Source organism: Ohtaekwangia koreensis (assembly GCF_900167975.1).
In the GTDB taxonomy this organism is placed as follows: Bacteria; Bacteroidota; Bacteroidia; order Cytophagales; family Cyclobacteriaceae; genus Ohtaekwangia; species Ohtaekwangia koreensis.
Map to the genome: position 1 here is coordinate 455,626 of NZ_FUZU01000004.1, position 26,520 is coordinate 482,145.

Consider the following 26,520-nt stretch of genomic DNA (forward strand, 5'->3'; position numbering starts at 1 on the left):
CTGTAAAGATAATTACAATTCGTTAACGAGTGACATAAAACCGTATAGTCATTTTTAACAATCTGCAACATTTATAACGGACGCCCTTTCCAGCGCTGTGGAATAAAATGCGCGAATACTCCGATACCGATAACATACAGCGGGTAAATGAACTGCAGCGTTATAAAAGCAGTTGAATTCCAGCGTGTTCGCAGAAATTTACATGTGGAGCGAAGAAATACATATTCCAGCAAAACTTTCATCAACAAAAATGAAAGTGCCGAGGCGAATAAACGTCCGTCTGCAAAAAAGAGTAAACCGTAACAAACGAGCGCAATAACCTGGACAGAAAAAATATAGACTGCCAGCAGCACCGTATATACAGATGTATTATGCCGCCACTTTCCCGCCCAACGTAACCGCTGGTGTACGAATTGCGCCACCGTGTTGCACGGTTCGGTTGTAACCACGGCATCTCCGTGCTTTACGAAATATATACCGTTGGCATAGTGAGCTGCAATCTTACGCATCAGAAATTCATCATCACCGGAAGGTATATGTATATTTCCTTCATAACCACCCACTTCGTTAAACACCGATTTGCGAAAGGCCAGGTTAGCTCCGTTGCACATCGTAGGAAATCCGAGTGCTGCTGAAGCTGCGGCCGAACCCATGAGACTGCTGAATTCTATAGCTTGCAGGTCGTGAAAAAAAGATGTTCGCGGCTGCATCTTTACACCACCAAAAACCATCTGCACTTCCTCCTGCTGAAAGTATATATGTATAGTTGATAGCCAGTTTGGCGACACGCGACAGTCAGCATCGGTGGTAACCATGACCGATCCTTTCGCGCATTCAACACCCTGCGTCAGCGCATGCTTTTTCCCGTGCAGTGTACTTCGTATGATTTTAAAATTACCCTTGGTATGGGCTATAAATTGTTGAACTATCGCGACCGTTTCATCGTCTGAATGATCGTCTATAACAATGACCTCAAACGCTGGGTGTTGTTGCTGAGCCAGATCGCGTAAAAGAAAAAGTATATTCTTTTCTTCATTCCGGGCAGGTATAAGAACACTTATAAGATGAACATCTTGTGTTTTGGGTTGCCGAAATGCCTGACGCCTGCGCCAACCTATGATCAGGCATAGTAACAACAGGCCATAACTGCATCCATACAGCACAAAAAGGTAAAGCATCGCTGCAATTTCAAAAATTTCCTGATGCTACCTATCTTGTGCCCGTGGGAAAAATTGTAAAGGAAAAAATTATCCTCGGCCTCGACCCTGGTACAAACATTATGGGATACGGGCTGATTGAAATACATCACCCGAAAATCAATCTCCTGCAGTATGGAGTTATTCATTTGAGTAAGTATGAGGGGCATGAACTGAAATTGAAGAAAATTTTTGATCGTGTGCTCAGCCTGATCGATGAGTATCATCCGGATGAAGTAGCGTTGGAAGCTCCTTTCTTTGGAAAGAATGTTCAGTCGATGCTGAAACTTGGAAGAGCACAAGGTGTTGCCATGTCTGCTGCGCTTTCGCGTGATATTCCAATCGTGGAGTATGCACCCAGAAAAGTCAAGCAATCTGTTACCGGCAATGGAAATGCATCCAAAGAACAGGTCGCTAAAATGCTCATGACTTTATTTTCAATTAAAGAACTGCCTAAACTTTTAGATGCTACCGATGCTTTAGCAGTTGCAGTGTGCCACCACTTTCAGAAAGGCACGCTCGGAACCAAGTCCAAATCGTGGGACTCATTTATTAAAGATAATCCTGGAAGAGTGAAGTAAATCACCGTTGTTCGTTAATGTTAACCTGTAACACTTAGCGGACAACTGTCATCAACTTCAATGAAGCGTTCATCAATTCTTCTTCCTGCTTCTCGAGTTCGCTTCGGATTTTACGATTCAATTCAATCAGTTTATTGAGACGATCTTTCGTTTCTTCTTTTTCAAAATCATTTAACTGAATGGAGTTCATATCGATATACATCGATATTTCTGAGATTCGCTCGTAGATCTGGATGATACCGGTTAATCCGCTTTCACCATACGATTCTTCTACGCTGTTGAGATTATACAATATGTCTTGCATACTTTTTTCATATAAGAGTGCAAAAAAGTATGCCAACGAAAGGGAGTATTTCTTTTCGTTGCTGTGCAATTACATTTCTGCTACATAAATCAAATAGATATAGCCAAGCGTTGAAGAAATATTTTCTTCATAATGGTCTTTGTTGTAGCGTGGTTAAGAATTAATGAGACACCTGTTATGACAATCCTTGAAAGAAGATATAGCTATACTAAAAAAGAAAAGGCTACCCTTTCGGGTAACCTCTTCACGCACCAAACCAAATAGTATTGAGAGAATTAATATCCAGCGTTTTGTTGTTGTGCCCGTTCATCTGGTGTCAACGGTTTTCCATTGATGAACACACGTTCTAAGTGTGCTTGTGGAATCGGACGAAGCTTGTGGAATTCCTGCACGTTTGCCGATGCTATACTGTGAAACTGTTTTACGCGTTCGTAAAATGTTTCTGTACGAACAAGATCATTCCAGCGATGCAATTCACCCAACAACTCGCGCGTACGTTCATTCAATATAAAATGAATAAACCTGCTCTCTGTAGAGGATGCAGAAGGAGGATATTGTTCGAGTGCCACATCATTGTCCCAATAGCTTGCATCGATCTGCAACGCAGGGGCTGTGCTGTTTACATCACCATAAGTGCCGCCTTCCGATTTATAAAAATGGAAAGGCTTAACTTCACCGGCCTTATAGGCAGCACGATTACGCAATATATTTATATAGTCTGCGGCTTTGCCATACTCGCCTAACCGGCCATACGCTTCCGCTGCAATCAGATATGTTTCACCCAGGCGGGCGATGAGCCCATCTCTTCCTGCAAATTCAGTTCCTACGTCCAAACGCGTAGGGTCCATCCACTTTATTAATGTCAGGAAGTCTGCATTATTCCATTTATTCTGTGGTATCCACAGATATGGTTTTGATTTGATCGCAGCATCGTTAACATTTTTATCCACGGTTACAATAACTGCTGTATCACCTACATTGAATTTATTGGTTCCCACTTTCGCCTGATTAACATAGCCTGCATCGGCATCGGCTTGCTCCCATTTAGGAATGGTAATAGGCGCTGTACGATCGTTACTCAAATATACCGTGCGGAAACTTTTATAGAACCGCGAGTCATTCTTCCGGTCAAAAATATCTATAGTATACGGTGTAGGCTTCAATCTTCTGAAGGGACGGCCATAGGTAATATCACGTTCCATTCCAGGCTTTCCATCGTATACCATTTGAAAATATAGATGTACTCTGTTTCCGGAGTTTGCCAATAACAACGCGTTATTGTTAAACTGAGCAGAGAGAATCACTTCGCTGCTGGCTTCGTTCGACACATTCCAGAGGTCAGCAAAATTACTTACCAGTGAATATGTACCCTGATTGATCACAAGGTCTGCATAATATGCAGCACTGTCAAGGTCAGTTTCTTTCTGGCCACGTTCATCGTTCACTGCGCTTCCTCGTGTAAGGTATACCTTCGCGAGAAAGTGACGCGCAGCACCTTGTGTTATTCTGCCACGGTTGGCCTGGGTAACGGGCAAAATTGCTTCGGCAGCACGCATGTCCTTAATGATCGCGCTATATATATCTGCTACCGGTGACTTTGGAAATTCAAGGTTTACACCTTCAGTCGCGGTTACCGTGAGCGGTATACTTCCAAACTGCTGCACCAGCATGAAATAATAGTAACCGCGCAGAAATCGTAACTCAGCAATGCGACTATTCTTTCCTTGCTCGGTTGATAATGCACCACCTTCCGGCTCTGCTTCAGGAATTAGTTTGATTGCAGTATTACAGGTATTGATACCCTGGTAATATGCAGTCCACATATCATGGAACATTCCGAATGTAGAATTCAACTGATTCGTATAGGCATCCACGAATTTATTCTGGCCATCGGAAGCCTGTATATATTCATCAACACCATAATTCCATAGTGTAAAACTTTGTTCACCGTTGAATTGAAAACGCAACGTGTTATAGGCACCATTTACAAGTTGCTCTACTCCGGATTCTGTTTTAAACAAATCATATGTAGCTTGAGAAACAGTATCTTCTTCCAGCATGTCGTGGCAGGAGAATAGCAATACAGAGGAAGAAAAGAGAAGTATTATAATTTTTTTCATACTTGATTTTTTTAATCTAAGACTGACATTTAAAAACCAACCGTTAATCCAAATACTATACTTTTCTCGCTCAGGTTATTACCGATAAGCTGATCATCTACGTTTGTGATGGGTACATTTAAACCACGATCTACACGTGTAGAGTTTGCATAGAATTCAGGATCGCCTCCTTTAAAGTCAGTCCAGAGAAATGGATTATAGGCGGTAGCATATATCCGAAGCGATTCCATCTTAAACCTTGAAACCATATTCTTCGGAAATGAATAACCCAATGTTATATTCCGGATCTTTACAAATGATCCATCCTGGAAAAGGTATGACTGTGGATAATCAATACGCTCCTGGTCTGTTGTAGGACGTGGATACATATTGGTAGGATTAGCAGGTGTCCAATAATCTACCAAAGCAGGTTCAGGATAACGGCCAGCCAATGCAGGTCTATAATAACCACTCGCTATAGTAGAACCCTGGCGTGTATATACCATGAACGACAACTCAAAGTTTTTATAGGATACTTTATTAACAATACTTCCTGTCCAATCGGGTACGTTGTTTCCGCGTATAACCTGGTCGTTGGCATTGATCAAACCATCTGGTCCATCTTTCACACCATCGCCATCGTTATCTGTAATTTGATCTTTAACTTTACTTTGGCCAGGAATTCTTCCATACGCAGCAGCGGCATCGGCTTCATCAGTTTGCCATACACCTATAGGTTCCCAATCATAATACGTTGTTACCGGGTGACCAATGAACCAACGGTTTCCAAGATCATCATTGGTTCCTCCATATAGTTCAAGAAGTTCTTCTTTGTTCTTGGAGAAAATAATATTGGTTTCCCATCGCAATCCATTGGATGCATCTATATTTATAGTGTTCAATGAAAACTCTATACCGCGGTTTCTTACCTTCCCTATATTTTCAAGGATGGAAGAAAATCCGGAAGCTGTTGGTAATTGTCTCCACATCATCAGATCATCTGTAGTTTGTTCGTATGCTTCAACTGTACCGGAAATCCGTCCGCCGATCAATCCGAAGTCAATACCAACATTGATGGATCTCGTTCCTTCCCAACGTAAATTAGGATTTGGTACAAACTGAGGAACGTATCCCCAAGCTGCAGTCTCGCCCCATACATACGGAACTTTATTCAATCGGCCAGGCACCAGATATGGAGGAACACCTGCGTTTCCAACCTCCCCATAACCCACCCGTAGTTTTAGTTCATCTATAGCAGTAATGGTACTCATGAAGGGCTCCTGATGAATTTTCCAGGCGAGTGAAGCGGATGGAAAGAAGCCCCATTTATTCCCGGGCGCTAAAGGTGATAGCCCGTCATAGCGTCCGGTCAGTGTTAACAAGTATCGATCGAGTAAAGAATAATTAACGCGCGCCATATAGGACAGTATAACTTTTTCAGAGAAGTCGCTGCCAAAGGCATCCGGACCCGCTGCGTTCGTAGACCCTAAATTATAGTATAGCTGTGATGGATACGGTAAATTAGCAACGTTGGTGATAGAAGATTCGAAACGATCTTTCTGCATACTATACATGGCAGTAAGCCCAATGGTATGCTTGTCGCCAATCTGTTTGTCGTAGAATAACAAATTCTCCATAACCCATGTAAACCGGTTTTCCTGATTATACTCTGCCCAGGATGTACCACCTCTCCGATCAGAAGTATAGGGGCCTTGATAACGACCTCTCCTGTATTGTTTCAAGTCCGTTCCGGCATTAACCCGAAAGCGAAAACCTTTATATAGTTTAAGATCGGCATAATAACTTCCGAAGATGCGTGTGGTTCTTCTATCATCTATAAAATCATCAATTTCATTTAGAGGACTGAACACCAACGGATCACCCCCCGGTTGAAAAATTATATTGCCACTGGCATCATACGGAATGGCCAACGGAACCTGTCCAATAGCCCTGAAATATAGGGGCGATCCATAGTTCTGGGTTGATAGTGTACCGGTAATCGTTCCACCTACCTTTAGGAAATCATTTACTTTATAGTCCAGCCCGACCTTTGCATTAAAGCGGTCGAAGTCTTGTGCCATCTGTATACCTTCTTCTTTATAGTAACCGGCACCGAAGAACAGGCCTATATTTTCAGTTCCACCGGCTACACTGAATTGGTGACTTTGTTTCTTTCCGGTTCGAAGTACAAGGTCTCCCCAATCGGTGGTGCGTACTTTTTCGGAATTATATACTGGTATCTGCAAATTCGGATCATCCAGCAATGCACGCAGGTTGTTAAGCTTGGTTTGTATATCTGCTGTCCTTGAAGTAGATCCTTCCGGATAACGGTATGCATACTGCGCATAGTATTTTTCATAGTTCGCGCGTTCTTCTGCGGTTACAGCCCGCATCACCGGAATCCTGGCATCACGATCAACCCATTCATAACCATCCGCCACTGAATTCCATACTTCTATATCCTGCTGTCCAAAGTTCACGAAGTCAGCATTTACATCTGCCCATGGTAAAGAATATACCAGTCCCGCATTATTACGCAATGCTTCTCTGCGAAGCTCTGCATGCTGGCCTCCGGATTTCATGTCTATATCTGCTAATGGAGACGACACTCCGTAAAATGCGTCATAGGTAACTTTCGCTCTGCCCGATTTACCTTTCTTCGTTGTCACAATGATAACACCGTTCGCTCCACGTGATCCGTAGATCGCTGTAGATGAAGCGTCTTTCAATATCTCTATAGATTCTACATCACTTGGACTAAAATCATTTATACTTGAACCTTCGGGTAAGGGTATACCATCGAGTACAATCAGCGGATCATTGCCACCGATCAATGAGCGATTACCGCGAATACGGATAGTAGGATTATCGCCTGGCCTGAAACTGTTCTGTGCTATATCTACACCGGCCGCGCGTCCTTGCAATGCCTGTGATATGCTTTGCACGGGTACTGCTTTCAATTGCTCTGCCGATACCGATGACAATGCACCAGTAACATCACTCTTCTTTACACTTCCATATCCCACAACAACAATTTCAGCAAGCGAAGTAACATCGGGTGTCAATGATATATTAATAGATGACTGCGCACCTACGGTCACTTCCGTTGTAGCATAGCCGATCGAACTGAATACCAAAACGGTTTCAGGAGAAGGTACTTCAATGGAGTAATTACCATCGCCATCGGTAACTGTTCCATTGGGTGTACCCTTTACAAGTATATTAACGCCCGGTAATCCGGTGCCATCATCAGCCGACAGAATCTGACCTTTAATGACACGTGATTGAAATGCGTATGCTGTCTGCAGACTGCAGCAACATAGCAGTAACAAGAGTAATCCCCGACAGGGATCATGAAACATTTGTGGAGGAATGGATAAAAGTTTTTTCATAGATTTTGGGTTTAGATGCAATCGATTGCGCTTATCTAATGAAATTACACTATATCCAAGAACACACTATCCTGCACTATGCCGCTATGAAAACGTTTGAATTAGTCCAAAAATGAATATTTATGGAACTTACCGGAGAAATCCGGTATATATGCAACCTCTTAAAATCCAGCTAAAGGCTGGAGTTTCACTGGTCCTAAAAGACCTGATTGGTGAGGCTCCCAGTGAGCTGCGCTGAATATACCATTGACTCGGTTCTCTGCTTTTTTCGCGGGAAAATTTACATTGTAAAATTTACGCCAGAAGACTTTCAGCTTGTCCATATCAGCGATGCGATTTGCCATCAAGTTGGATACTTTTACTTCCAGTATATTTTTATCCTGAAGTATAGCAGGGTCAATCACGACACTATATACCGGACCTATTAATGTACCTATATATTTACCATTGAGCGTCACGGATGCTGTTTCTTTGACGCTACCTAAATCCAACTGCCACTGCGTGGCTTGCACATTGGGCTTTTCAAATTCAAGGGTATACGTTGCTGTACCGGAGAATGCCTGGTAATCATTGCCACTAAACAATGTCCACGATTTTAAAGTATCCGTCTTCACTGCAACTGGCAAAGCTGGGCCACCTTTCGTAAAGTTCACTTTCCATGTACCTGTGAGCGGGATTGAATTTCCGGCAGCTTTCCAAAAATTGAAAGGTAGTATATTTATAGCCTGATCATAAAGCTTTAAAAATATGGATTGCCGGGGTGCCAGTTGGATATATACCTTTGATTCGCCATTCTCGCGTTTTAATTTGCCTTTACCAATTTCTCCCGACATCGGATCAAGTACAACAACATCTTCCAAAGGCGTTTGTATCAGAACCCATCCTTGATAAGCAGTGTCCGTATTATTGGAGATGAAATATTCTATATTATTATCCGTTCCCTTTTTACGAATATAGTGTAGTCCCTGATCAACGATTGATTCTCGCCTCACTTTCGTGAACATTAAAAGTTGGTTCAGGTCACCGCCTATCACCACACGGCCCTCCCCTACTTTCATTTCACGCACCCCTTGGGAACTTTCAGTTACTTTCCATTCGTCAATCAGTTGATGGAATTTCTTTTCATTCTCATCATGTTGTGCAAATCCTGCAGTGGAAGATGGCAATCCCTTGTATGCAATAACGGTAGCACCAGCTTTTGCGAGAGCTATAATCTTCTCCATCGTTTTAAGCGGTATATATTCACATTGTGCAATCAGGATTGTTTTATATACTCCGTTTCCTTCTGTGCGGATCATTTGCTTTTCCACCACACTATTTTCAATCTGCTTGTCAGAGATAAAATCAAATGCATATCCTTTTTCATGCATGTATTCAGCGCTGGCGCGGAACGGAGTGTTCTCAAACTGTTTCCCTACGCCATCGAAATGTTCAATCATCTCCTTGCCAGGTGTTGAAAATCTGTCATAGATTGGAAAATATACCAGGATATCATTATCGGCCGTTGAATTTTGCAAGCGTGACTGACATCGCGCTATATATGTATTCAGCACATGCGAGTCGTCCCATAAAGTATTGCGCGGATTCATGTGCACAGCGGCATAAAAAAGCCATCCGGGCCATGGCTCATTCTGTGGTGAATAACATGTGCCGTGGTAGACGATATGATTTACCCCGTTGAGCAAGAACCGATCAACAGCAACCTTGATATCGCTGAGGTTAGATTCAAAATGTTCATTGAGCCATGTCGCAGATTCGGACGAAACCAGTTTTTTTCCGGTAACATTTCCGGCAGAAGATGCCATCTTGATTCGTAACGGCTCTATACCCTCTATCTCGGGTATATCAACGGCAGCATACAGATCCAGTATATTTGAAGGAGAACCATGTGCCTGGTTACGAATCAAAGCATTATTACGATGCGCCCACTCCTTCCATCGCAGTGTAAAATTGTTCAGCACCAATTCAGATATAGTCTCCCGATAATCACAGAGTATACGTTTATTCTTCTCATCATCATCTTTACCGAATAATGCCGGAAGATGATCTTTCAAATCATAGCCTCGTCTTTTCTTAAACTCTTCAAAAAGCAAAGGTGTATAATCGGCGGCACCACGTGCATCATCTACTTCATAGGAATCATTAAAAAACGAACGAAGCGACTTTATATCTTTCCCTTTAAATGCACTGTCAAAACGATGCAGGTAATTTTGTAATGCTATCGATGAGAAGTGATCGATGACATTGCCTTCTCCTCCGGGGCCGGCACGTTCTACCATCTTTCCATGCCATCCTTCAAATACAGCATATAGCTTCCAGTTTCCGGCTGGTGCAACCCAGTGAAGTATCCCATCACGATCTACTTTTGTTGTGAGATCAACTATATCTCCCTTTTCGCTATACGCCATCAACACTTGCAAAGGCAGCAGCCTTTCAAATTTTACCTGGTCGAGTGCAAGCGCCTGAAGGTTTTTATTTGCTGCTATAGGTTGAACGAGATCTTTGATGTCGATCTTCTTTTGATCGACACGTAAGGCCGGCTCCCGGATGGTACTCTTTCCAATGGTATTTTCAGTTGATGGTTGATCCTGTACTTCATGGACCTGATTTCCTACAGCGCGTAGATAAGGTTCCTGAATCATTTCGATCTTAGTTTGAAGACTTTCGCCACCCTTCAATTCATATACCCTATATTCCATGTCCTTGCACGCATCTTCGTCTGTTACCCACGGACCACCAAACGGCCAGCCGGTTCCTGTAGCCATATCAATTCCCATGTCCAATCGTTCCGCTTCTTTTAGCGTATGCATGAACAGCTCCATCCACTGCGGTGATAAAAAATCAACGAATTGTTTTTCATACCCGTAAACGCCATATATAGGGGTGATCTCCAAACCGCCCAACCCCGCTTTTTTATAAGTCTCCATCTCGGCTGTGATACCTTCTTTGGTTAACGCACTTCCCTCCCACCACCAACGGCTCCACGGCTTGGTCTCCTGTGTAATTGTCGGCCACGCTGGTTTGCTAACCTCTGCATTTTTACAGGCTGATGTATACATCGCGATAAGCAAAAGTAAAGCACATGACCGTACCATATGAAGTCTTAATGTATAGTTATCGTTAAAAAATTTCATCATCTGTAAAATTGCTACCATACTATATTTAGTCTGTATCGGTTCCAAACGGTGAGGCAGGAAGATCTGCTTCATTATATACATTGGCAGGAGGATTCTTGCTCCAGCCATACCGTACGGATACAGGTTCTTTCACTTCCGGGCTGGACACTACAATGGTGTTGCCTTCAATCTTCGCTGTAGCCCACACAAATTTACGATCACTCCCTGCTATCGCGAACCCCGTAAGTATATCTCCCTTTGCTTTTAACGTGGCCGCATAATCAAAATAAAGCCGTATAGAATTTCCCTCGACACTCATTTTTGTATACTGTGGTCCCGAATATACCAGGTCCTTTTCTCGATATACTTTAGCAAGTGCTATACGAGCAAGACGATGTCCGATTATCTGTTTATTCTTGGGATGAATGTCATTCGGATCATCCGGGTTTGCGTTATCGATGGCAACGGCCATGCCGGTGTTGAGTATAGAAAGATTTTTCAATTGTGCCTCCCGTACCAACACCATGGGATCATCTTTTACAGGATCGTTGATCAGCGCCTGGTGATTCGCCAACTGTACATATAGGAACGGGAAGTCCCCTTGCTTCCAATCACTTCGCCACGTGCCGATCAAGGTTTGCATTAACGTTTCATATAGCCTGGCCGTTGGACCATTCGATTCACCCTGATACCAGATCGCCCCCCGTATAGCATACGGAATCAAAGGAGCAATCATGCCATTATATAGCACCGCAGGATTATGTTGATCTTTATGAGGATCCGGATTTTTTGGTTCACGAGGTTTATCTTTCCCTTCTGCTACAGCTTTATCTGCTGCTATCTTCCAGGTTGTATACGCCTCGGTATATTTACGTTTAGCAGTGATACTCGTATCGTATGTTGCACATTTCTTTTTATAGTCTTCGAGGAGAAAGGAAAGTTGTGGGTGATTTTGCAATGCGGGTCTGCTGATCCAGGCTTCTGCAGTGCTCGCTCCGTAGGCGGCTGTGATTAAACCGATCGGAACTTTATACTTCTCAAATATATCACGCGCAAAAAAATACGCTGTCGCGGATAAATGTCCTATCGTCTGTGGAGAGACTACTTCCCATTTGCCGGCAACATCTGTTTGGGGTTCATCCTTCGGATTATAATCCACATCGTATACACGGATCAGTGGATAATTGGCATTGGCTACTTCTTCCTTCTCGTTGTATACGCCGCACCAATAGCGGTCTTCGCGTGCCACAGTCATATCCATATTCGATTGCCCGGAACACAACCATACCTCGCCTATATATATATCATTGTATGCGATGGTATTTTTACCGGATACCTTTAATATATAGGGACCGCCTGTTTTCATAGGGGCAAACGCAACAGACCATCTACCCGCTTTATCGGCCTTTGTGTGAAGCTTCTGACCGTTCAGTTCCAGCATAATTTTTTCATTCGCTTTCGCTGTACCCCAAACCGGAACGGGTATATCTCTCTGCAATACCATGTGATCGTTAAACACGTTTGCAGGCTTCACTTGCGCGAAGCTCAGCGCTATATGAAAAACAAAAACGAGTACCGCTGTAAACCGCATAGCCTAATCAAGATGAAAAACTTCAGGAAGGGCAATTGAGACCGGAGAGTTGTCCGGGTTCGTCTCCATGATGTCAGCCATATAGGCCCACCAGCGTTGCACGAGTTGTGTTTTACCAAGATCCTGCGAGCCCGCATCGCCCGTAATTTTCTGGACAGCAAACAACGTGTTGGTGTCCTCATCCAGAAAAATAGAGTAATCATGAATGCCTGCTTCCTGTAAGAGCGCTGTCAGCTCAGGCCAAATGGCATCATGTCTTTTCTTATACTCTTCCCGGAAACCAGGCTTGAGTTTCATTTTGAATGCTGCACGTTTCATGATCCAATGATTGAGGAAACCAATCTATGAATATAGGCAAGCAAAGCGCGTCCTGTACTATCCCGCTACGGGAAGTTAAACGCTATAGGTTAATTGCTAAGCAAGAGATGTAAATCGTTGAACGAATTCAAGATTCACATGCAATGGTTGCTATTCAGATCTGGTGGCTCAATAAAAATACAGTCATGCTCTTCGGCCCGTGTGCTCCGAGTACCAGCGACTGCTCTATATCTGCCGTTTTGGATGGACCCGCTATAAATGTTCCGAAGGGATGATTGGCGTTACCAATTTTTTCGTAAGCTTCCTGCATGGTGTGCAGTATACTATCCGTTGTAACGACTAATGCAATGTGCTGTGATATGAAAGGTAATGCGCGATCACCCATTCTATCAGATGTAATCCAGGCGGCTCCGTTTTCTGCAACTGCAAAATGTGGCTGAAGAATTACCAGGTCTACATTTTCAAAAGTATGTGGATCGCTATCGGGAGTGATCGCTGATCCTTCCACTTGCTCTACCAGGGATATAATTCTATTTTCAGGAGTATACTCTTTACGGATATAGTCATTGATCTCTTGCCAGTTGCTGGCGCGTACGGTCGTTCCTCCTATGCCACGCAGTACAAATTCAAATTTATCAATGGGGTCGCCCGCTGCATACGGAAAAGATTTCAACGCAGGCAATGGTGCCGGATGATCGGTAAACTTTTTATTGAGTGCTTCTAAGATCTTAGCTCTGCTTTCCATTTTCTTTCCGGTTTTGACGGTACCATTCGTTGAACGACTGCTTGGGTACAGCCGGCATCTCGCGTTGCTTATACCAGGGGTTGAATTTATTATTGACGATCGCAGGTATATATTTCATAAACCAACGTCCGGCTGCCCCTGCAATCTTATATATAGCAGGGCGTGACAAGACTGCGGCCATTCCATTTATACCCGCTGCCTTCACGGAGCTTACATGCCCATTCTTCACCAGCACTTGTCTCCAGTCATAAAGCTGTTCGTGGATGTTGATCTTTACCGGGCACACATTCGTACACGATCCGCATAACGTAGAGGCAAACGGAAGATCGGCATGATTCTTCATATCGAGGCTTGGTGCCAGGATAGAACCGATGGGGCCTGCTATAGCGTATTGATAACTATGTCCACCACTTCTCCTATATACAGGACAGGTATTCATGCAGGCACCACAGCGTATACACTTTAAAGCATTCCGAAAGCTTTCCTGTTGCAGGCGTTCACTCCTGCCATTGTCTACCAGTACAATGTGCATCGTCTGGCCCGGACGCGGTTTTCTGAAATGACTGGAGTACGTTGTGATGGGTTGTCCGGTTGCACTTCGCGCCAGTAAGCGGAGAAATATACCGAGATGTTTACGCTGTGGTATAATTTTCTCGATGCCCATGCAGGCTATATGTACTTCGGCAAGTTGTACGCTAAGGTCTGCGTTTCCTTCATTAGTACATACGACTATCTCACCGGTTTCCGCGACTGCGAAATTTACACCCGTGATCGCCACACGACTTGTGAGGAAGCGTTGTCGTAAATGTTCCCGCGCAGCAGCTGTTAAAAATTGTGGATCGGCGTTTCCTTTTGGTGTACCCAAATGTTGATGGAATAATTCTCCGATCTCTTCTTTCTTCCAATGTATACAGGGCAACACAATGTGACTCGGTGGTTCTCCTGCCAATTGGACAATGCGTTCACCCAAGTCAGTATCCACAACGGTAATGCCTTGCTTCTGCAGGTATTCATTTAAATGACATTCTTCCGTGAGCATGGATTTACTCTTCACAATATCCGTAACGCCATGCTGTTGTATAATGGAATGAACAATGCGATTATGTTCTTCGGCATTGGCGGCCCAATGTATTGTTATTCCATTTTGCTGCGCTTGTTTTTCAAACTCCAGCAGGTAATCATGAAGATTATCCAGTACATTATTTTTTACCTGTGATGCCAGCTCCCGGAGTTCCTCCCACTCAGCAATTTGCCACGCTGCCTTATCACGCTTCTCGCGGATAAACCACAACGTTTTATCATGCCAGTCTACACGTGGTATATCCTGATTAAATTTATCAGCAAGTATCGCGTGGTCGCTTGTCTTTTGTTCCATTACTCTGCTGAATTTAAGATCTCGGCTATATGAATTACTTTCACAGAACTCTTCTGACGTCTGAGTATACCTTCCAGGTGCATGAGGCACGACATGTCGTTACCAGTAATATAGCTTGCACCATGCGTGATATGATCCGCTACACGATCAATTCCCATCTTTACCGACACCGCTTCTTCGGCAACACAAAATGTACCGCCAAAGCCGCAGCACTCATCCTGGCGTTTCAGCGAGATGAGTTCAAGGTCTTGCACCATGTGCAACAGTTGTTCTGTTTTTGAAAAAGGTGGGGAAACGAGTTCGCTCATTTGCGAGATCTTTAATCCACGCTGACCGTGACAACTCTGGTGTAATCCTACTTTATGGCGAAAACGTGATGTGAGGTTTTCAACCTTGACTATATCTGTTAAAAATTCAACCAGCTCATATACTTTTCCACGAATCTCCTTTGCTGCTTTCTCATCTGTAGCATGCAAATGATCCTTCACGTGCAGGGCACAACTTCCGGAAGGACAAACTATATAATCATATCCTGAAAAATTCCGGACGAAGTTATCATTGCATCCGCCGGTAAGATGTTCAAAGCCAGAATTGGCCATGGGTTGCCCGCAGCAAGTCTGTGACTCGGGGTATACTACATCCACGCCCAGCTTTTCCAATAATTCCAGTGTAGCAATGGCTACCTGTGGATAGAACTGGTCTACATAACATGGTACGAATAGGGCTACTTTCATCTGTATAACATTAAAAAATATCTGCCTGTTTTGTACGGGCAGCATATGCGTGTGCGTGTGGCGCAAGGTCATACCTTACGAGCGGGGGTCTTTGTAAGCTATCCGGGAAATGATTGGCGTGCTAAAAATAATCGCGTTAACGCTAAATAAAAAACATTCTTTAACATGGAGTCAAATAACAAGAGAACAATGCAGGCAACTGTCTTGACGTGTCCTGAGCATAGTCATAAAAAAAGCGCTAATCTTCCGATGAGCGCTTCCCTTTATTTTTAAATTGTTCTTAGAGCGTATTGGGCTGGAACACTTTCACTTTTCCATCGCCTTCCGAGCTAACCACCAATAGGCTTTTCCCATTTGGACTCTCGCTCGCGGGAATAAATATAATTCCTTCCGGTGCATCACCTGTTGATAGCACTTGCAGCAACTCCGGTGACGTGACGGTTGTAATATCATACACCACAACGGCATCAGCACGCTCGAGTCCGACAAAGGCTATAGTACGGTCTCCTACTTTACCAACAACAACACCTTCCGGTTCCGCGCCTTTGTCATCGCTACGGGCATCATCATATGCCGTGGCACTTTTTTCAATAAGGTCACTTTCCAGTTTACTGCCGCTATCATGAACGAGCTCTCCCGTACTTCCATTCCAGATGGTGAACGAACGTGCACCAAAGTTATAAAGCTTATCATAGTCGCCATCTCCATCTGTATCGCCCATCGTTTTAGTAACATACAGCCGTCCTAACTTGGCCTCTGCTTTGAGTGCAGCACCATCCGGGAAAGCATTTGCATCAAGTGTAAGATCTTTGATCCTTACATTTTCTTTCAATGCAGTATATTCACGAACATCGCCTTCATTGGCAGTAATTATATAGTTTGTATTGCCCTGTCCAAAAGACGCTATAGCATCTGGAAGATACATACCGAGTACAGGATAATTTGCAAAGGTCACGCTGTTATCTTTATCGCTCGGATCAAGCGCGTTGACCGCGGTGGCGTGGTTTTTAAAACCTAGCGGGAAAATATTTGTAATGCTTTTGGAATCCAGGCTGATATAGGCTACTGCATTATTCTCCTGCAACGTAACCCAAGCCAGCTTGGAATCGGAAGATACCGCCACATACTCCGGCTCCATGTCCTGCGCGAAAGATGCGTCTTTACCAAACACGCGAAGTCCTTTTGTTTTTAACACATCAGCCTGACCGGCAAAGCCCGCGAAGTCAAGCGTGGTAGCTACAAAGTTATTCACGGTAATGATTGATACAGAGCCTACAGGATCAGCGCTATAGTCATCATTGGGTTCGCCTTCATTGGCGGAAAGTATATATTTACCATCCGGGCTAAACGTTACCATGTCCGGAAGTGCACCAACCGTTACTGAAGCTTTTTCTGTCAAGGTCTTGGTATCAAATACAACAACTTTTCCATTGTCTGTTTTCATTGTCGCCTCAATGGCTGCTGCCAGCAAACCATTCTTTACAGCTACACTGTTCACGCCTGCACCATAGGAAGCTATATCTATACTTTTAACATATACAAGCGCAGTCGGTGTCGAGAAATCGATCACATCGATTACTGATCCGTTCGCGTTATTCACTACAAACAATTGTTTTGTGGCAGGATCGTAGGCCGAAATTTCAGCAGCCGTTTCGCCACCGGTTAATTCAATTTCGTCAAGCTCGGTAAAAGTTCCAGGATCTTCGTTGATAGTGGGTCCATCATTATCATCGCATGCTACCGCCATCATCAGCGTGAGCATCACGGCAACATACTTCCAGTTTTTCCGCATAAGGTTTAGGGTTTATTAAACCGCAAAGAAAAGGAAGTAATCTCCTGATAGAGGTTACGGGAATTTTATGTATATATTATCAATGTAGATGCTATACCAGTTATACAGTATATCAACCGGCAGTCATGTACTATATTATTTCTTTAATGACAGCAGCAATATCTTCCAGGCATCTTCTATTTTTCCTTCGCTTAGAAATATCCTGGCCATGGTATGAACCGAATCAGCCCCTGCCTGAAGAGCTTGCTGAACGGGATACATCGCTATAAATTCCCGATCATTTGCTACATCTGGTAAGCGTTCAATATTTCCAAGCAAGCCAAGATCATTTCCTGTGAGTATTTTGCTGAACCGTATTTCCGGAGGAATATTATCCACTCCTATACCTTGTGTATTCAAAGGCTTCGGTACACTAAATATAGCATCACCTTGCACGCGGCAATACCAGTCGCCTCCCAATCGCGCGACAGCGTCAAGCTTAAAGGGATCTATCTTTCCATCAGCATCGAGCGCTTCTTCTTTGATGTGCATCAACACTACTTCACATATCACCAGGTTGCCTGCGCCTCCTTCTGTTCCCGTAGGCACAACCTGCAATACTTTACATTCCATTGCTATAGGTGCTTCTGAAACACGTGGGGGTTTTACTAAAGTGGAAGGCACTTCCGTAAAGCCTGCCTTCACAAACTCATTTATACCTTTGGGATATTCGGTACTGGCCAGTGAAGCTTGTTGTACCATGCTATAGTTAACAACGTTGATCACGACCTCCTGTACTTCCAATACATTGTCATAAGTATGCTTGGTTGTATTATCGCGCCCTCTGCGTGCAGGTGAAAAAATAAGCAAGGGAGGATTGGAGCCAAAGCAATTAAAAAAACTGAAAGGACTTAAATTTACATTTCCATCTTTATCTACTGTGCTGGCAAATGCGATGGGGCGTGGTGTAACGGCTCCCAGCAAATAGGCATGTAGCTTTGTGGATGGAATCTCTTTCGGATCGATCGTAAGCATTTAGGATATAATGATTTTGTTTGGTTCATCATCCGCTGTTGATGATACAGGAAAGGGTATATGTTTTTTCGGTAGAGTTATAAATGCATAAACAAACACGATAAGCAGAATGGCTGGCAACAAATGTGCACCAATCCTGAAGCGTAATCCGGTGTGACTATAACTCCACGTTGTAAAGTCCATAGATGTTTTAATAAGTATAGCCGTGACTGCCACCATGAAAAATATCAAGAATACTTTACCGGTAATTCTTTTGAGTATTTCACGTTGCACCATAAACCGAATACCTTCCGCTATCACTACTGCTATACCCACCACCAGGGATACTGTGAGCAATGCTTTGGGAAACGTGCGAAGGTAATGGTATTTGTAAATGATGAGCCCGATTTTCCCCAGCAAATTCGGACTGCGCAACAATACAGCATCCAACACAATTAAAGCTGCAATGAATAAGTAAAAATTGATTCTGTTTTTCATTTTACTTTCAAGGTTAGTATATATCTGCTGGTGATGCTATATACATTGTGCTGGATATGTTATAGTGCCGCAATAATTTTGCCGGAGCAATCTCCAAAGCCGATGCGTACACCAGACTTTTCGGCATAGCCGCGCAGTATCACCGTGTCGCCATCTTGTATAAAAATGCGTTCACTTCCATCAGGAAGGTGCAAAGTCTTCTGGCCGTTCCAGGTCAATTCAAGTAACGAACCATACGAACCCGGTGATGGACCGCTGATCGTTCCCGAAGCATAGAGGTCTCCTACCTGGATGTTACATCCGTTCACTGTATGATGCGCCAACTGCTGGTTAACATTCCAATACATATACTTGAAGTTAGACCGGCACAAAGTTGTTTCATCGGCATGTTCTGATTTCATCAGCACTTCCAATACTATATCAAAGTTTTTCTCGCCTTCAAAAGAAAGATAGGGAAGCACATGCGGATGTTGCTCCGGACCTTGTGTGCGAAATGGCTCCAAGGCATCCAACGTCACCACCCAGGGTGAAATCGTTGACCCGAAATTCTTTCCCAGGAATGGACCGAGCGGTGCATATTCCCACTGCTGAATATCGCGTGCCGACCAATCGTTGAATAACACAAAACCAACTATATAATTCTCTGCCTGATGCGTGTGTACGGATTGACCTAATTTAGTTTCACCACACGAAATGAAAGCAAGCTCTAATTCAAAATCAAGTTTGCGGCTTGGACAATATACCGGTTGATCACTATCATCCAATTTCACCTGGCCTTTCGGGCGATGTATATCTGTACCTGAAACTACAATAGAAGAAGCTCTTCCATGATAGGCAACAGGCAGATGTTTCCAGTTGGGAAGCAACGCATTTTTAGGATCACGAAACATGGAGCCTACATTTGTAGCATGCTCTTCACTGCTATAGAAGTCGGTATAGTTTGGAATCTTTACGGGCAATAGCATCTGTACTTCACCCATGGGGATGAGCGCTATCGCACAGTCGGCTGTATGTATCTTCAGATCATCTATATCATCGCGAAGAAGTTCAGAAATACGTTCGCGTACTTCGCGCACTTTCATTCTTCCCAACGCAAAAAAGTCATTGAGGTATTTTTGATTAAAGATTCCTGCTGGTAAGCCAAGACCATCGAGGTAGCCATGTTCATGAAGATATACCAGGTCGAGTACATACTCACCAATGGCAACGCCCGCGACCGCTGAAAGATACTTTGTTTTAAAAATCCCAAACGGGAGATTCTGAATCGGGAAATCAGAACCTTTTGGAATTTCTACCCAACTTTTCAATACCGGATCGTTTGCTTTTATCATAGGGTAAACCTAACAAGCCGAAGGGCAAAGTAAAAGCTTCCTGAAAAAAAGTTACTTCGAAACAAAACACTTTGTGATTACTTTCGCACCATGTCAACGCAAGCTGCTGATCTGCCCGCATCGTTTCTGCAAAAAATGCAACATCAACTGGGTGAAGCTCTTCCGGATTTTTTAAAAAGTCTGGCAGAACCCGCTCCTGTTAGTATTCGCCTTAATCCGCGCAAGCATTTTAATCATTCCTATACCGTGCATATACCATGGGCAGAGAATGGCCGATACCTGGCGGAGCGCCCGGTGTTTACGCTGGATCCTTTTCTTCATGGTGGTGCCTATTATGTGCAGGAAGCAAGTTCGATGTTTGTGGAGCAGGCTGTGAAGCAATGTATTGATCTCGATCAATCGATTCATGTACTTGATCTTTGCGCAGCACCGGGAGGTAAGTCAACGCACCTTGTAAGTTTATTGAATGATGAAAGTTTGTTGGTGTCGAATGAAGTGATCCGCTCACGTGCGAATATACTTTCTGAAAATATTCAGAAGTGGGGCTATAACCAGGTGGTGGTTACAAACAATGATCCGGAAGATTTTAAGCGTCTGCCCGGCTTCTTTGACGTAATGGTCGTGGATGCGCCTTGTTCCGGTGAAGGACTTTTCAGAAAAGATGCCGGTGCTATGCAGGAATGGTCGGATGACAATGTTATGCTTTGCAGCAAGCGTCAACGAAGAATTGTAAGTGATATATGGAGTTCGCTGAAAGAAAATGGAATTCTCGTTTACTCAACGTGTACGTATAATCCTGAAGAGAATGAAGAAAACCTGGTGTGGCTAAAGGAGTCGCACGATGTTGAATTTCTAAAGATAAAACTTGATGATGCCTGGGGTGCGGTTGAAGTTGAGCAGGATGGAATTACAGGGTATCACTTTTATCCGCATCGTGTAAAGGGAGAAGGATTCTTCATCAGCGTTATTCGTAAAAAAGAAAATGCAGATATACTTCGTATGAAAAACGCGAAGACTGGTTTTCAACCGCCTTCAAAAAAAATACTGGAACAGATTCAGTCGTGGGTGATTGACCCTGAAGGTATATCTTTTATTCAGCGCGAAGATGTAATCCAGTTTTTCCCATCGGTTAAAAGTCAGGAGATTGAAACGCTCTCCAAAAATTTACGATTGGTATCCGCTGGTACATTTGCAGCGGTAGTCAAGCATGAGAAGCTGGTGCCTGAGCACGCGCTCGCACTTTCAGTAAAATTAAATCATGCTAATTTTCCTGCGCTTGCTTTAAGCCGGGAAGATGCTCTTCGATACTTGCGTAAGGAGACATTGAATATAACCACCAGTCACACAGGGTTTACATTAATGCTATATGAAAATATAGCTTTGGGTTGGGGTAATGTGTTACCGAACAGAATTAATAATTTATATCCGGCTGAGTGGAGAATACGGATGGGAGCTTAGATTTTCCTAAAAATATGTCAAGGTGTATTATTGCGCATCTATACCTGTTACGCTGTTGTTTCGTCACCGACAAAGTATACATCAAGTACATGCAATAAAAATGACCGGCTGAAATCAGACCGGTCATAAAGCCAACCCCACGAGTCTATGGAATTTAGAAAATCTGCAGGGCTTGCAATGTCTCTACAATGCCATCCGGCAAAGCAACTCCACTAAAGAAAATCCCTACACAAAAAACTTTCTGATTATAATTTGAATATTTGATCGCCAGGGGTAATGAACTAACGGAGAGTGTTGCAAACGTCAATGCAAATACCATCGTCATGACTACCACTATAGCGGTTGATTGAAAAACAAAAATTGAAACTATACTGATTGCAATACCGAATGAGCTGATCCAGAACGAACGATCCATTCCTACTTTGTTCACCAGGTTACTAATGGGCCACGACACCACAGCGGACAGAACGAGTATATCCACGATCAATATTTTCCCATTGGATGTTTGCATCCATGCACCAGTCTTCGCTTGCAAAATTTCAGGAAACATATTGAACAATACAGTGGTCGCGATCCCCAATACAATTCCTAAAAAGAATATATACCCGAAACGTGAACGCTGCGTGTTGGTGGAGATTGAAGCATGAGCGTCTTCTTTATTATCCTGTTTGCTAAAAAGGGATAGCGAATTTCTCTTGAGTGCATAACCCGATATAAATACTACTACACCACCAGCCATAAAGGTTATGGGTGCTCCTAAAAAATCAATGATGTCAACAATGACAGGTTCTAACGAATAAATCAAGTTGGCTACGATGGTGAGTATAGCCATAGCTTTCGGTAATTTATCTACAGGTGTAAAAAGCTCCATCGTAGAGAGCGCAGGACTTGTAAAGATGCTCATCGCGATGAGCCAGAAAATAATCAATACAGGTAAAATCCATTTGAAGATTTCGTTCGGGTTGCTGAAGAGCGTAAAGGCAACCGCCATAAAGATCATGGCTGCGAAACTGATTCCTGCTGTGATCACCGGAATCCGATGTCCCATTTCAAAACGATAACGATCTCCCAACTTACCGGCTATGGGCGGTGTGATGGTTAAGATCAACCCTTGCGCAATAATCAGTAAAAGTGAAAAATCAGTAAAATTAAACTGCACTAACAATTTCGGTTGATACCGCTGGTAAGCGATCCACCCGATCACGATGGAGCCGTATAGTGCGGCCAGGCTCCACAATTGTTTCCATTGAATCAAATTATCTTTCCGATGAATTGAAAAAGCTTCCATAGACTTTTTAGTTAAGACGTAGCTATCTACGAAGCAGCCGTTGCAGTTGGATCTCGGTTATTATAAAAATTCCTGGCGCGGGCTTCTGTTCTGCCTCCTGTTTGCGCATTTTCTTTATTTTTGCGCGCTGGCTGTTATCGATTAATTGTCATTTAACAGCCGTAACACGAACGAATATGCTATCGACTAAATACAATCCGTCTGAAGTAGAAGGAAAATGGTACCAGTACTGGATGGAAAACGGATTCTTTCACGCAAAGCCGAATCCTGACAAAGAGCCTTATACCGTTGTAATACCTCCACCTAACGTGACAGGTGTGTTACACATGGGCCACATGTTGAACAATACTATTCAAGATGTATTGGTGCGCAAGGCTCGCATGGAAGGCAAAGAGGCTTGCTGGGTACCGGGCACGGACCATGCTTCTATTGCTACGGAAGCAAAAGTTGTAGCGATGCTGCGCGAACGTGGCATCAAGAAATCAGATTTGTCGCGCGAAGATTTTTTAAAGTATGCCTGGGAATGGAAGGAGAAGTACGGGGGCATAATCCTGGAGCAACTTAAAAAACTCGGAGCTTCATGTGATTGGGACCGGACTAAATTTACCATGGACCCTGATTATTATGACGCGGTAATTGACGTATTCATCGATCTTCATAAGAAGGGATATATATATCGTGGATTGCGCATGGTGAACTGGGACCCTCTCGGAAAAACTGCGTTGTCGGATGACGAAGTAATTCATAAAGAAGTTCAGTCAAAGCTATACTATATCAAGTATGCCATTGAAGGAAGTAAAGATGAATTCGTTACGGTCGCTACGGTTCGTCCGGAGACCATCATGGCGGATGCAGCCATCTGTGTAAATCCAAACGATGAGCGATATAAACATTTGAAAGGTAAGCGCGCTATAATTCCATTGATCAATCGTGCTATACCCATCATTGAAGATGATTATGTAACCATGGATTTCGGTACAGGGTGTCTGAAAGTTACACCGGCTCATGATATGAACGATTATGAATTGGGCAGAAAGCACAACCTGGAAGTACTCGATATACTGAATGAAGATGGAACATTGAACAGTAAAGCGCAGATCTTTATAGGTGAAGACCGTTTCATTGCACGTAAGAAGATCGCCAAAGAACTGGAAGCGAAAGAGTGTCTTGCAAAAACAGAAGACTATACCAGCAGCGTTGGTTTCTCTGAAAGAACGGATGCTGTGATCGAACCCCGTTTATCATTGCAGTGGTTTTTGAAAATGGATACCATTACCAAGCCTGCATTGGAGCATGTGATGAACGATGATATTCAACTCATCCCGGCAAAGTTCAAGAATACCTATAACCATTGGATGAGTAATGTACGCGACTGGTGTATATCTCGTCAGTTGTGGTGGGGGCATAGAATACCGGCATGGTTTGATGAGTCGGGTGACTATGTGGTTGCCAAAACAGAACAAGAGGCGATTGAATTATTCAAAAGCAAAAAGCCAGGGGCAAGTATAAAGATCACGCAAGAGACCGATGTAATGGACACGTGGTTCTCAAGCTGGCTGTGGCCGACTGCAGTATTTGATACGACTATATTTAAGGATGGCAATAAAGGGAACGAAGATCTGAATTACTTCTACCCTACCAATGACCTGGTTACTGCTCCGGAGATTTTATTCTTCTGGGTAGCACGCATGATCATTGCCGGATATGAGTATCGCGGTGAGAAGCCTTTCAAGAATGTATACCTCACCGGTATAGTACGCGACAAGCAAGGACGCAAGATGTCGAAGTCGTTGGGTAATTCGCCCGATCCGCTCGACCTGATTGCCAACTTCGGTGCCGATGCCGTGCGTACGGGTATGCTGTTCAGCTCTCCTGCAGGAAATGATTTACTCTACGATGACAAACTTGTTGAGCAAGGAAGAAATTTCGCGAACAAGATCTGGAATGCTTTTAGACTTGTAAAGGGGTTAGACGTTTCAATATCTATTACATCTAAAGAGAATGAAGTAGCGATAGAATGGTTTGACTTAAAGCTACAAGAATCTTTAATTGAATTTAATGATCATCTAAGCAAGTTTAGAATTTCTGATGCATTGCATTCAATTTATAAATTGATATGGGATGATTTCTGTGCATGGTACTTAGAAATGATAAAGCCCGAGTACGGGCAACCTATAGATAAACTTACTTATGATAAAACCGTTGAATTTTTCGAGGTTCTATTAAAGTCCCTTCATCCTTTTATGCCATTTCTTACAGAAGAATTGTGGCATGAGTTAAAGTACCGTGAATCAAATGATTGTATAATAGTTGCCTCTTGGCCTAGTTTTAATATTAAAGATCAGGAATCTAAGACTAATATTCTTGATAAAATGCCTCCAAAAATAAAGCTATCTGTTTTTGAAAATGTTAAACAAGGTATAGCCTTTGTCAGAAAAAAAAGACAAGAGCAGGGATTTAAAAACATAGAAAAGTCATTAATTATAATCGATAGTGGAAAACTTGGAGATGCAGCTATTGAAAAACTCAAATTCTTCATTGAAAAATTATCTGACTCAAAGATTGTTAAGGAAATTCAAGGTGAGACACACAAAGATTTTTTTGGCGATATGCACTGGCATATAGAGAAAAGAAATACAGACGTTGCAAAAGACCGTGAGGCATTATTAAAAGATCTGGAATATCAGAAAGGGTTCATGTTCAAAGTTGATCAAAAACTTTCAAATGAAAAGTTTGTAAACAGTGCGCCTCCACAGGTAATTGAAATGGAACGTAAGAAAAAAGCTGATGCTGAAGCGAAGATAAAAGCATTAGAGGAAAGCTTGTCAAGACTTTAGTTCTTGACAAGCTTTTTATAATAATCAAAAGCCAGTACCAGGTCGCGCTGTTTGGTTGCACCTTTATTTTCTTTCATATACTTCTCTACGGCTTCTGCATGGTGCCCGAACAACGCCAGTAATTTCTTTTTGGAAGAAGGAACTTCCAATGCTTTACCATCTTTCATATAATAGTATATATCTTTCTTCAGTATCTTATCGTCTGTACTGCCAACATTGAGCTGCACGTTGTAATCTGCTTTTTTCACAACGATGTCTGTCTTACGCAGTAAAGGCAACGTACCGTCTATCAGTACTTCGAAAAATCCAGAGAAGCTTCCGCCTTCTTCATCCTTGAAATCTTTTGCGTTGATGAAATATATAGGGGCTGTATACGAAGAATCAATCCACGAAAAACTTTTGATCTTATTTCCGGCAATCACCTTAACACTTTTTCCGGTTTTTATATCGAGTTCATTCGCATGTATATCATAGCGAATCGGGTAGCGCTCAATCAATCTATCTTTATCATACAACATGATGGAACCCGTTTTCCATTTCACATCCAGGTATGTATCGCCAATCACTTTACCTTCCGGTAACGGAATTCCAAACAGCATTTCGCCCGTCTCCAGGCCGCGCATATCTGAGAGTTTATCAATTGTATTGGTGGCACGAATGCTCGATGGCACTACAGACTGTGCATCACTGTTCTGTGTCATCACAAGTAAAGCCAGCAAAATAAAAAAGTATAGACGCTGCTGCATACGATTTTCGTTTGGGTCTCACGATGGTGAAACATTCTAATCTAATTTACAGCGACAGGCTATAGGAAGTCAATCCCCCGTCTTGCGTGTGATTTTCAAAGCATATTGTGATCGACTATGAAACTC

At 43.1% G+C, this 26,520-nt stretch carries 19 protein-coding genes; 3 read left to right on the plus strand and 16 right to left on the minus strand.

Features of this window, described 5'->3' with window-relative positions:
- Window positions 1-71: 71 nt before the first annotated feature.
- The gene (locus B5Y40_RS25220) at window positions 72-1,178 is read right to left on the minus strand and encodes a glycosyltransferase (protein WP_079689637.1); all 1,107 of its coding nucleotides are present in this window, start codon (window positions 1,176-1,178) and stop codon (window positions 72-74) included.
- A gap of 44 nt (window positions 1,179-1,222) precedes the next feature.
- Between B5Y40_RS25220 and ruvC the strand changes: the two genes are divergently transcribed.
- A complete protein-coding gene (gene ruvC, locus B5Y40_RS25225) occupies window positions 1,223-1,777 on the plus strand; it encodes a crossover junction endodeoxyribonuclease RuvC (protein WP_079689638.1) in 555 nt (184 codons plus the stop codon).
- Between the two features lie 34 nt (window positions 1,778-1,811).
- Here ruvC and B5Y40_RS25230 read toward each other — a convergent pair whose 3' ends face one another.
- The 13 genes from B5Y40_RS25230 to fahA form a co-directional block, all read right to left on the minus strand.
- A complete protein-coding gene (locus tag B5Y40_RS25230; RefSeq protein ID WP_143785939.1) occupies window positions 1,812-2,081 on the minus strand; it encodes a hypothetical protein in 270 nt (89 codons plus the stop codon).
- A 275-nt stretch (window positions 2,082-2,356) separates the two neighbouring features.
- Window positions 2,357-4,201: a RagB/SusD family nutrient uptake outer membrane protein gene (locus tag B5Y40_RS25235; RefSeq protein WP_079689640.1), complete on the minus strand. Its 1,845-nt coding sequence runs from the start codon at window positions 4,199-4,201 to the stop codon at window positions 2,357-2,359.
- Window positions 4,202-4,230: 29 nt separating this feature from the next.
- The gene (locus B5Y40_RS25240) at window positions 4,231-7,572 is read right to left on the minus strand and encodes a SusC/RagA family TonB-linked outer membrane protein (protein WP_079689641.1); all 3,342 of its coding nucleotides are present in this window, start codon (window positions 7,570-7,572) and stop codon (window positions 4,231-4,233) included.
- Between the two features lie 161 nt (window positions 7,573-7,733).
- Entirely contained in the window at window positions 7,734-10,709 is a 2,976-nt protein-coding gene (locus tag B5Y40_RS25245) for a glycosyl hydrolase (protein ID WP_221408988.1), read from the minus strand.
- Between the two features lie 25 nt (window positions 10,710-10,734).
- On the minus strand, window positions 10,735-12,279 hold the full coding sequence (locus B5Y40_RS25250) for a sialate O-acetylesterase (RefSeq protein ID WP_079689642.1): 1,545 nt from the start codon (window positions 12,277-12,279) through the stop codon (window positions 10,735-10,737).
- Window positions 12,280-12,282: 3 nt separating this feature from the next.
- The gene (rhaM, locus tag B5Y40_RS25255) at window positions 12,283-12,597 is read right to left on the minus strand and encodes an L-rhamnose mutarotase (protein WP_079689643.1); all 315 of its coding nucleotides are present in this window, start codon (window positions 12,595-12,597) and stop codon (window positions 12,283-12,285) included.
- Between the two features lie 154 nt (window positions 12,598-12,751).
- Window positions 12,752-13,342: a LutC/YkgG family protein gene (locus tag B5Y40_RS25260; protein ID WP_079689644.1), complete on the minus strand. Its 591-nt coding sequence runs from the start codon at window positions 13,340-13,342 to the stop codon at window positions 12,752-12,754.
- Window positions 13,326-14,717, minus strand: coding sequence for a lactate utilization protein B (locus tag B5Y40_RS25265; protein WP_079689645.1), 1,392 nt, complete (start codon window positions 14,715-14,717; stop codon window positions 13,326-13,328). Before B5Y40_RS25265 ends, B5Y40_RS25260 begins: the two co-directional genes overlap by 17 nt.
- The gene (locus B5Y40_RS25270) at window positions 14,717-15,451 is read right to left on the minus strand and encodes a (Fe-S)-binding protein (RefSeq protein ID WP_079690010.1); all 735 of its coding nucleotides are present in this window, start codon (window positions 15,449-15,451) and stop codon (window positions 14,717-14,719) included. Before B5Y40_RS25270 ends, B5Y40_RS25265 begins: the two co-directional genes overlap by 1 nt.
- Window positions 15,452-15,731: 280 nt before the next feature.
- Window positions 15,732-17,243, minus strand: coding sequence for a choice-of-anchor I family protein (locus B5Y40_RS25275; protein WP_079689646.1), 1,512 nt, complete (start codon window positions 17,241-17,243; stop codon window positions 15,732-15,734).
- A gap of 135 nt (window positions 17,244-17,378) precedes the next feature.
- Entirely contained in the window at window positions 17,379-18,257 is an 879-nt protein-coding gene (locus tag B5Y40_RS25280; protein WP_079689647.1) for a flavin reductase family protein, read from the minus strand.
- Complete coding sequence (locus B5Y40_RS25285) at window positions 18,258-18,734, minus strand: hypothetical protein (RefSeq protein ID WP_079689648.1); 477 nt, start codon at window positions 18,732-18,734, stop codon at window positions 18,258-18,260.
- Between the two features lie 59 nt (window positions 18,735-18,793).
- The gene (gene fahA / locus B5Y40_RS25290) at window positions 18,794-20,065 is read right to left on the minus strand and encodes a fumarylacetoacetase (RefSeq protein WP_079689649.1); all 1,272 of its coding nucleotides are present in this window, start codon (window positions 20,063-20,065) and stop codon (window positions 18,794-18,796) included.
- 90 nt (window positions 20,066-20,155) lie between these two features.
- Here fahA and B5Y40_RS25295 point away from each other — a divergent pair, with 90 nt between their 5' ends.
- Window positions 20,156-21,523 (plus strand): methyltransferase RsmF C-terminal domain-like protein, encoded by a 1,368-nt coding sequence (locus B5Y40_RS25295; RefSeq protein ID WP_079689650.1) that lies wholly within the window; start codon window positions 20,156-20,158, stop codon window positions 21,521-21,523.
- A gap of 154 nt (window positions 21,524-21,677) precedes the next feature.
- On the opposite strand, the gene B5Y40_RS25300 is transcribed toward B5Y40_RS25295, so the two are convergent.
- Window positions 21,678-22,811: an MFS transporter gene (locus tag B5Y40_RS25300; protein WP_079689651.1), complete on the minus strand. Its 1,134-nt coding sequence runs from the start codon at window positions 22,809-22,811 to the stop codon at window positions 21,678-21,680.
- A gap of 176 nt (window positions 22,812-22,987) precedes the next feature.
- Here B5Y40_RS25300 and B5Y40_RS25305 point away from each other — a divergent pair, with 176 nt between their 5' ends.
- On the plus strand, window positions 22,988-25,648 hold the full coding sequence (locus B5Y40_RS25305) for a valine--tRNA ligase (protein WP_079689652.1): 2,661 nt from the start codon (window positions 22,988-22,990) through the stop codon (window positions 25,646-25,648).
- Here the strand turns inward: B5Y40_RS25305 and B5Y40_RS25310 are convergent.
- A complete protein-coding gene (locus B5Y40_RS25310) occupies window positions 25,645-26,394 on the minus strand; it encodes a hypothetical protein (protein ID WP_143785940.1) in 750 nt (249 codons plus the stop codon). The genes B5Y40_RS25305 and B5Y40_RS25310 overlap by 4 nt on opposite strands.
- Window positions 26,395-26,520: the final 126 nt, after the last annotated feature.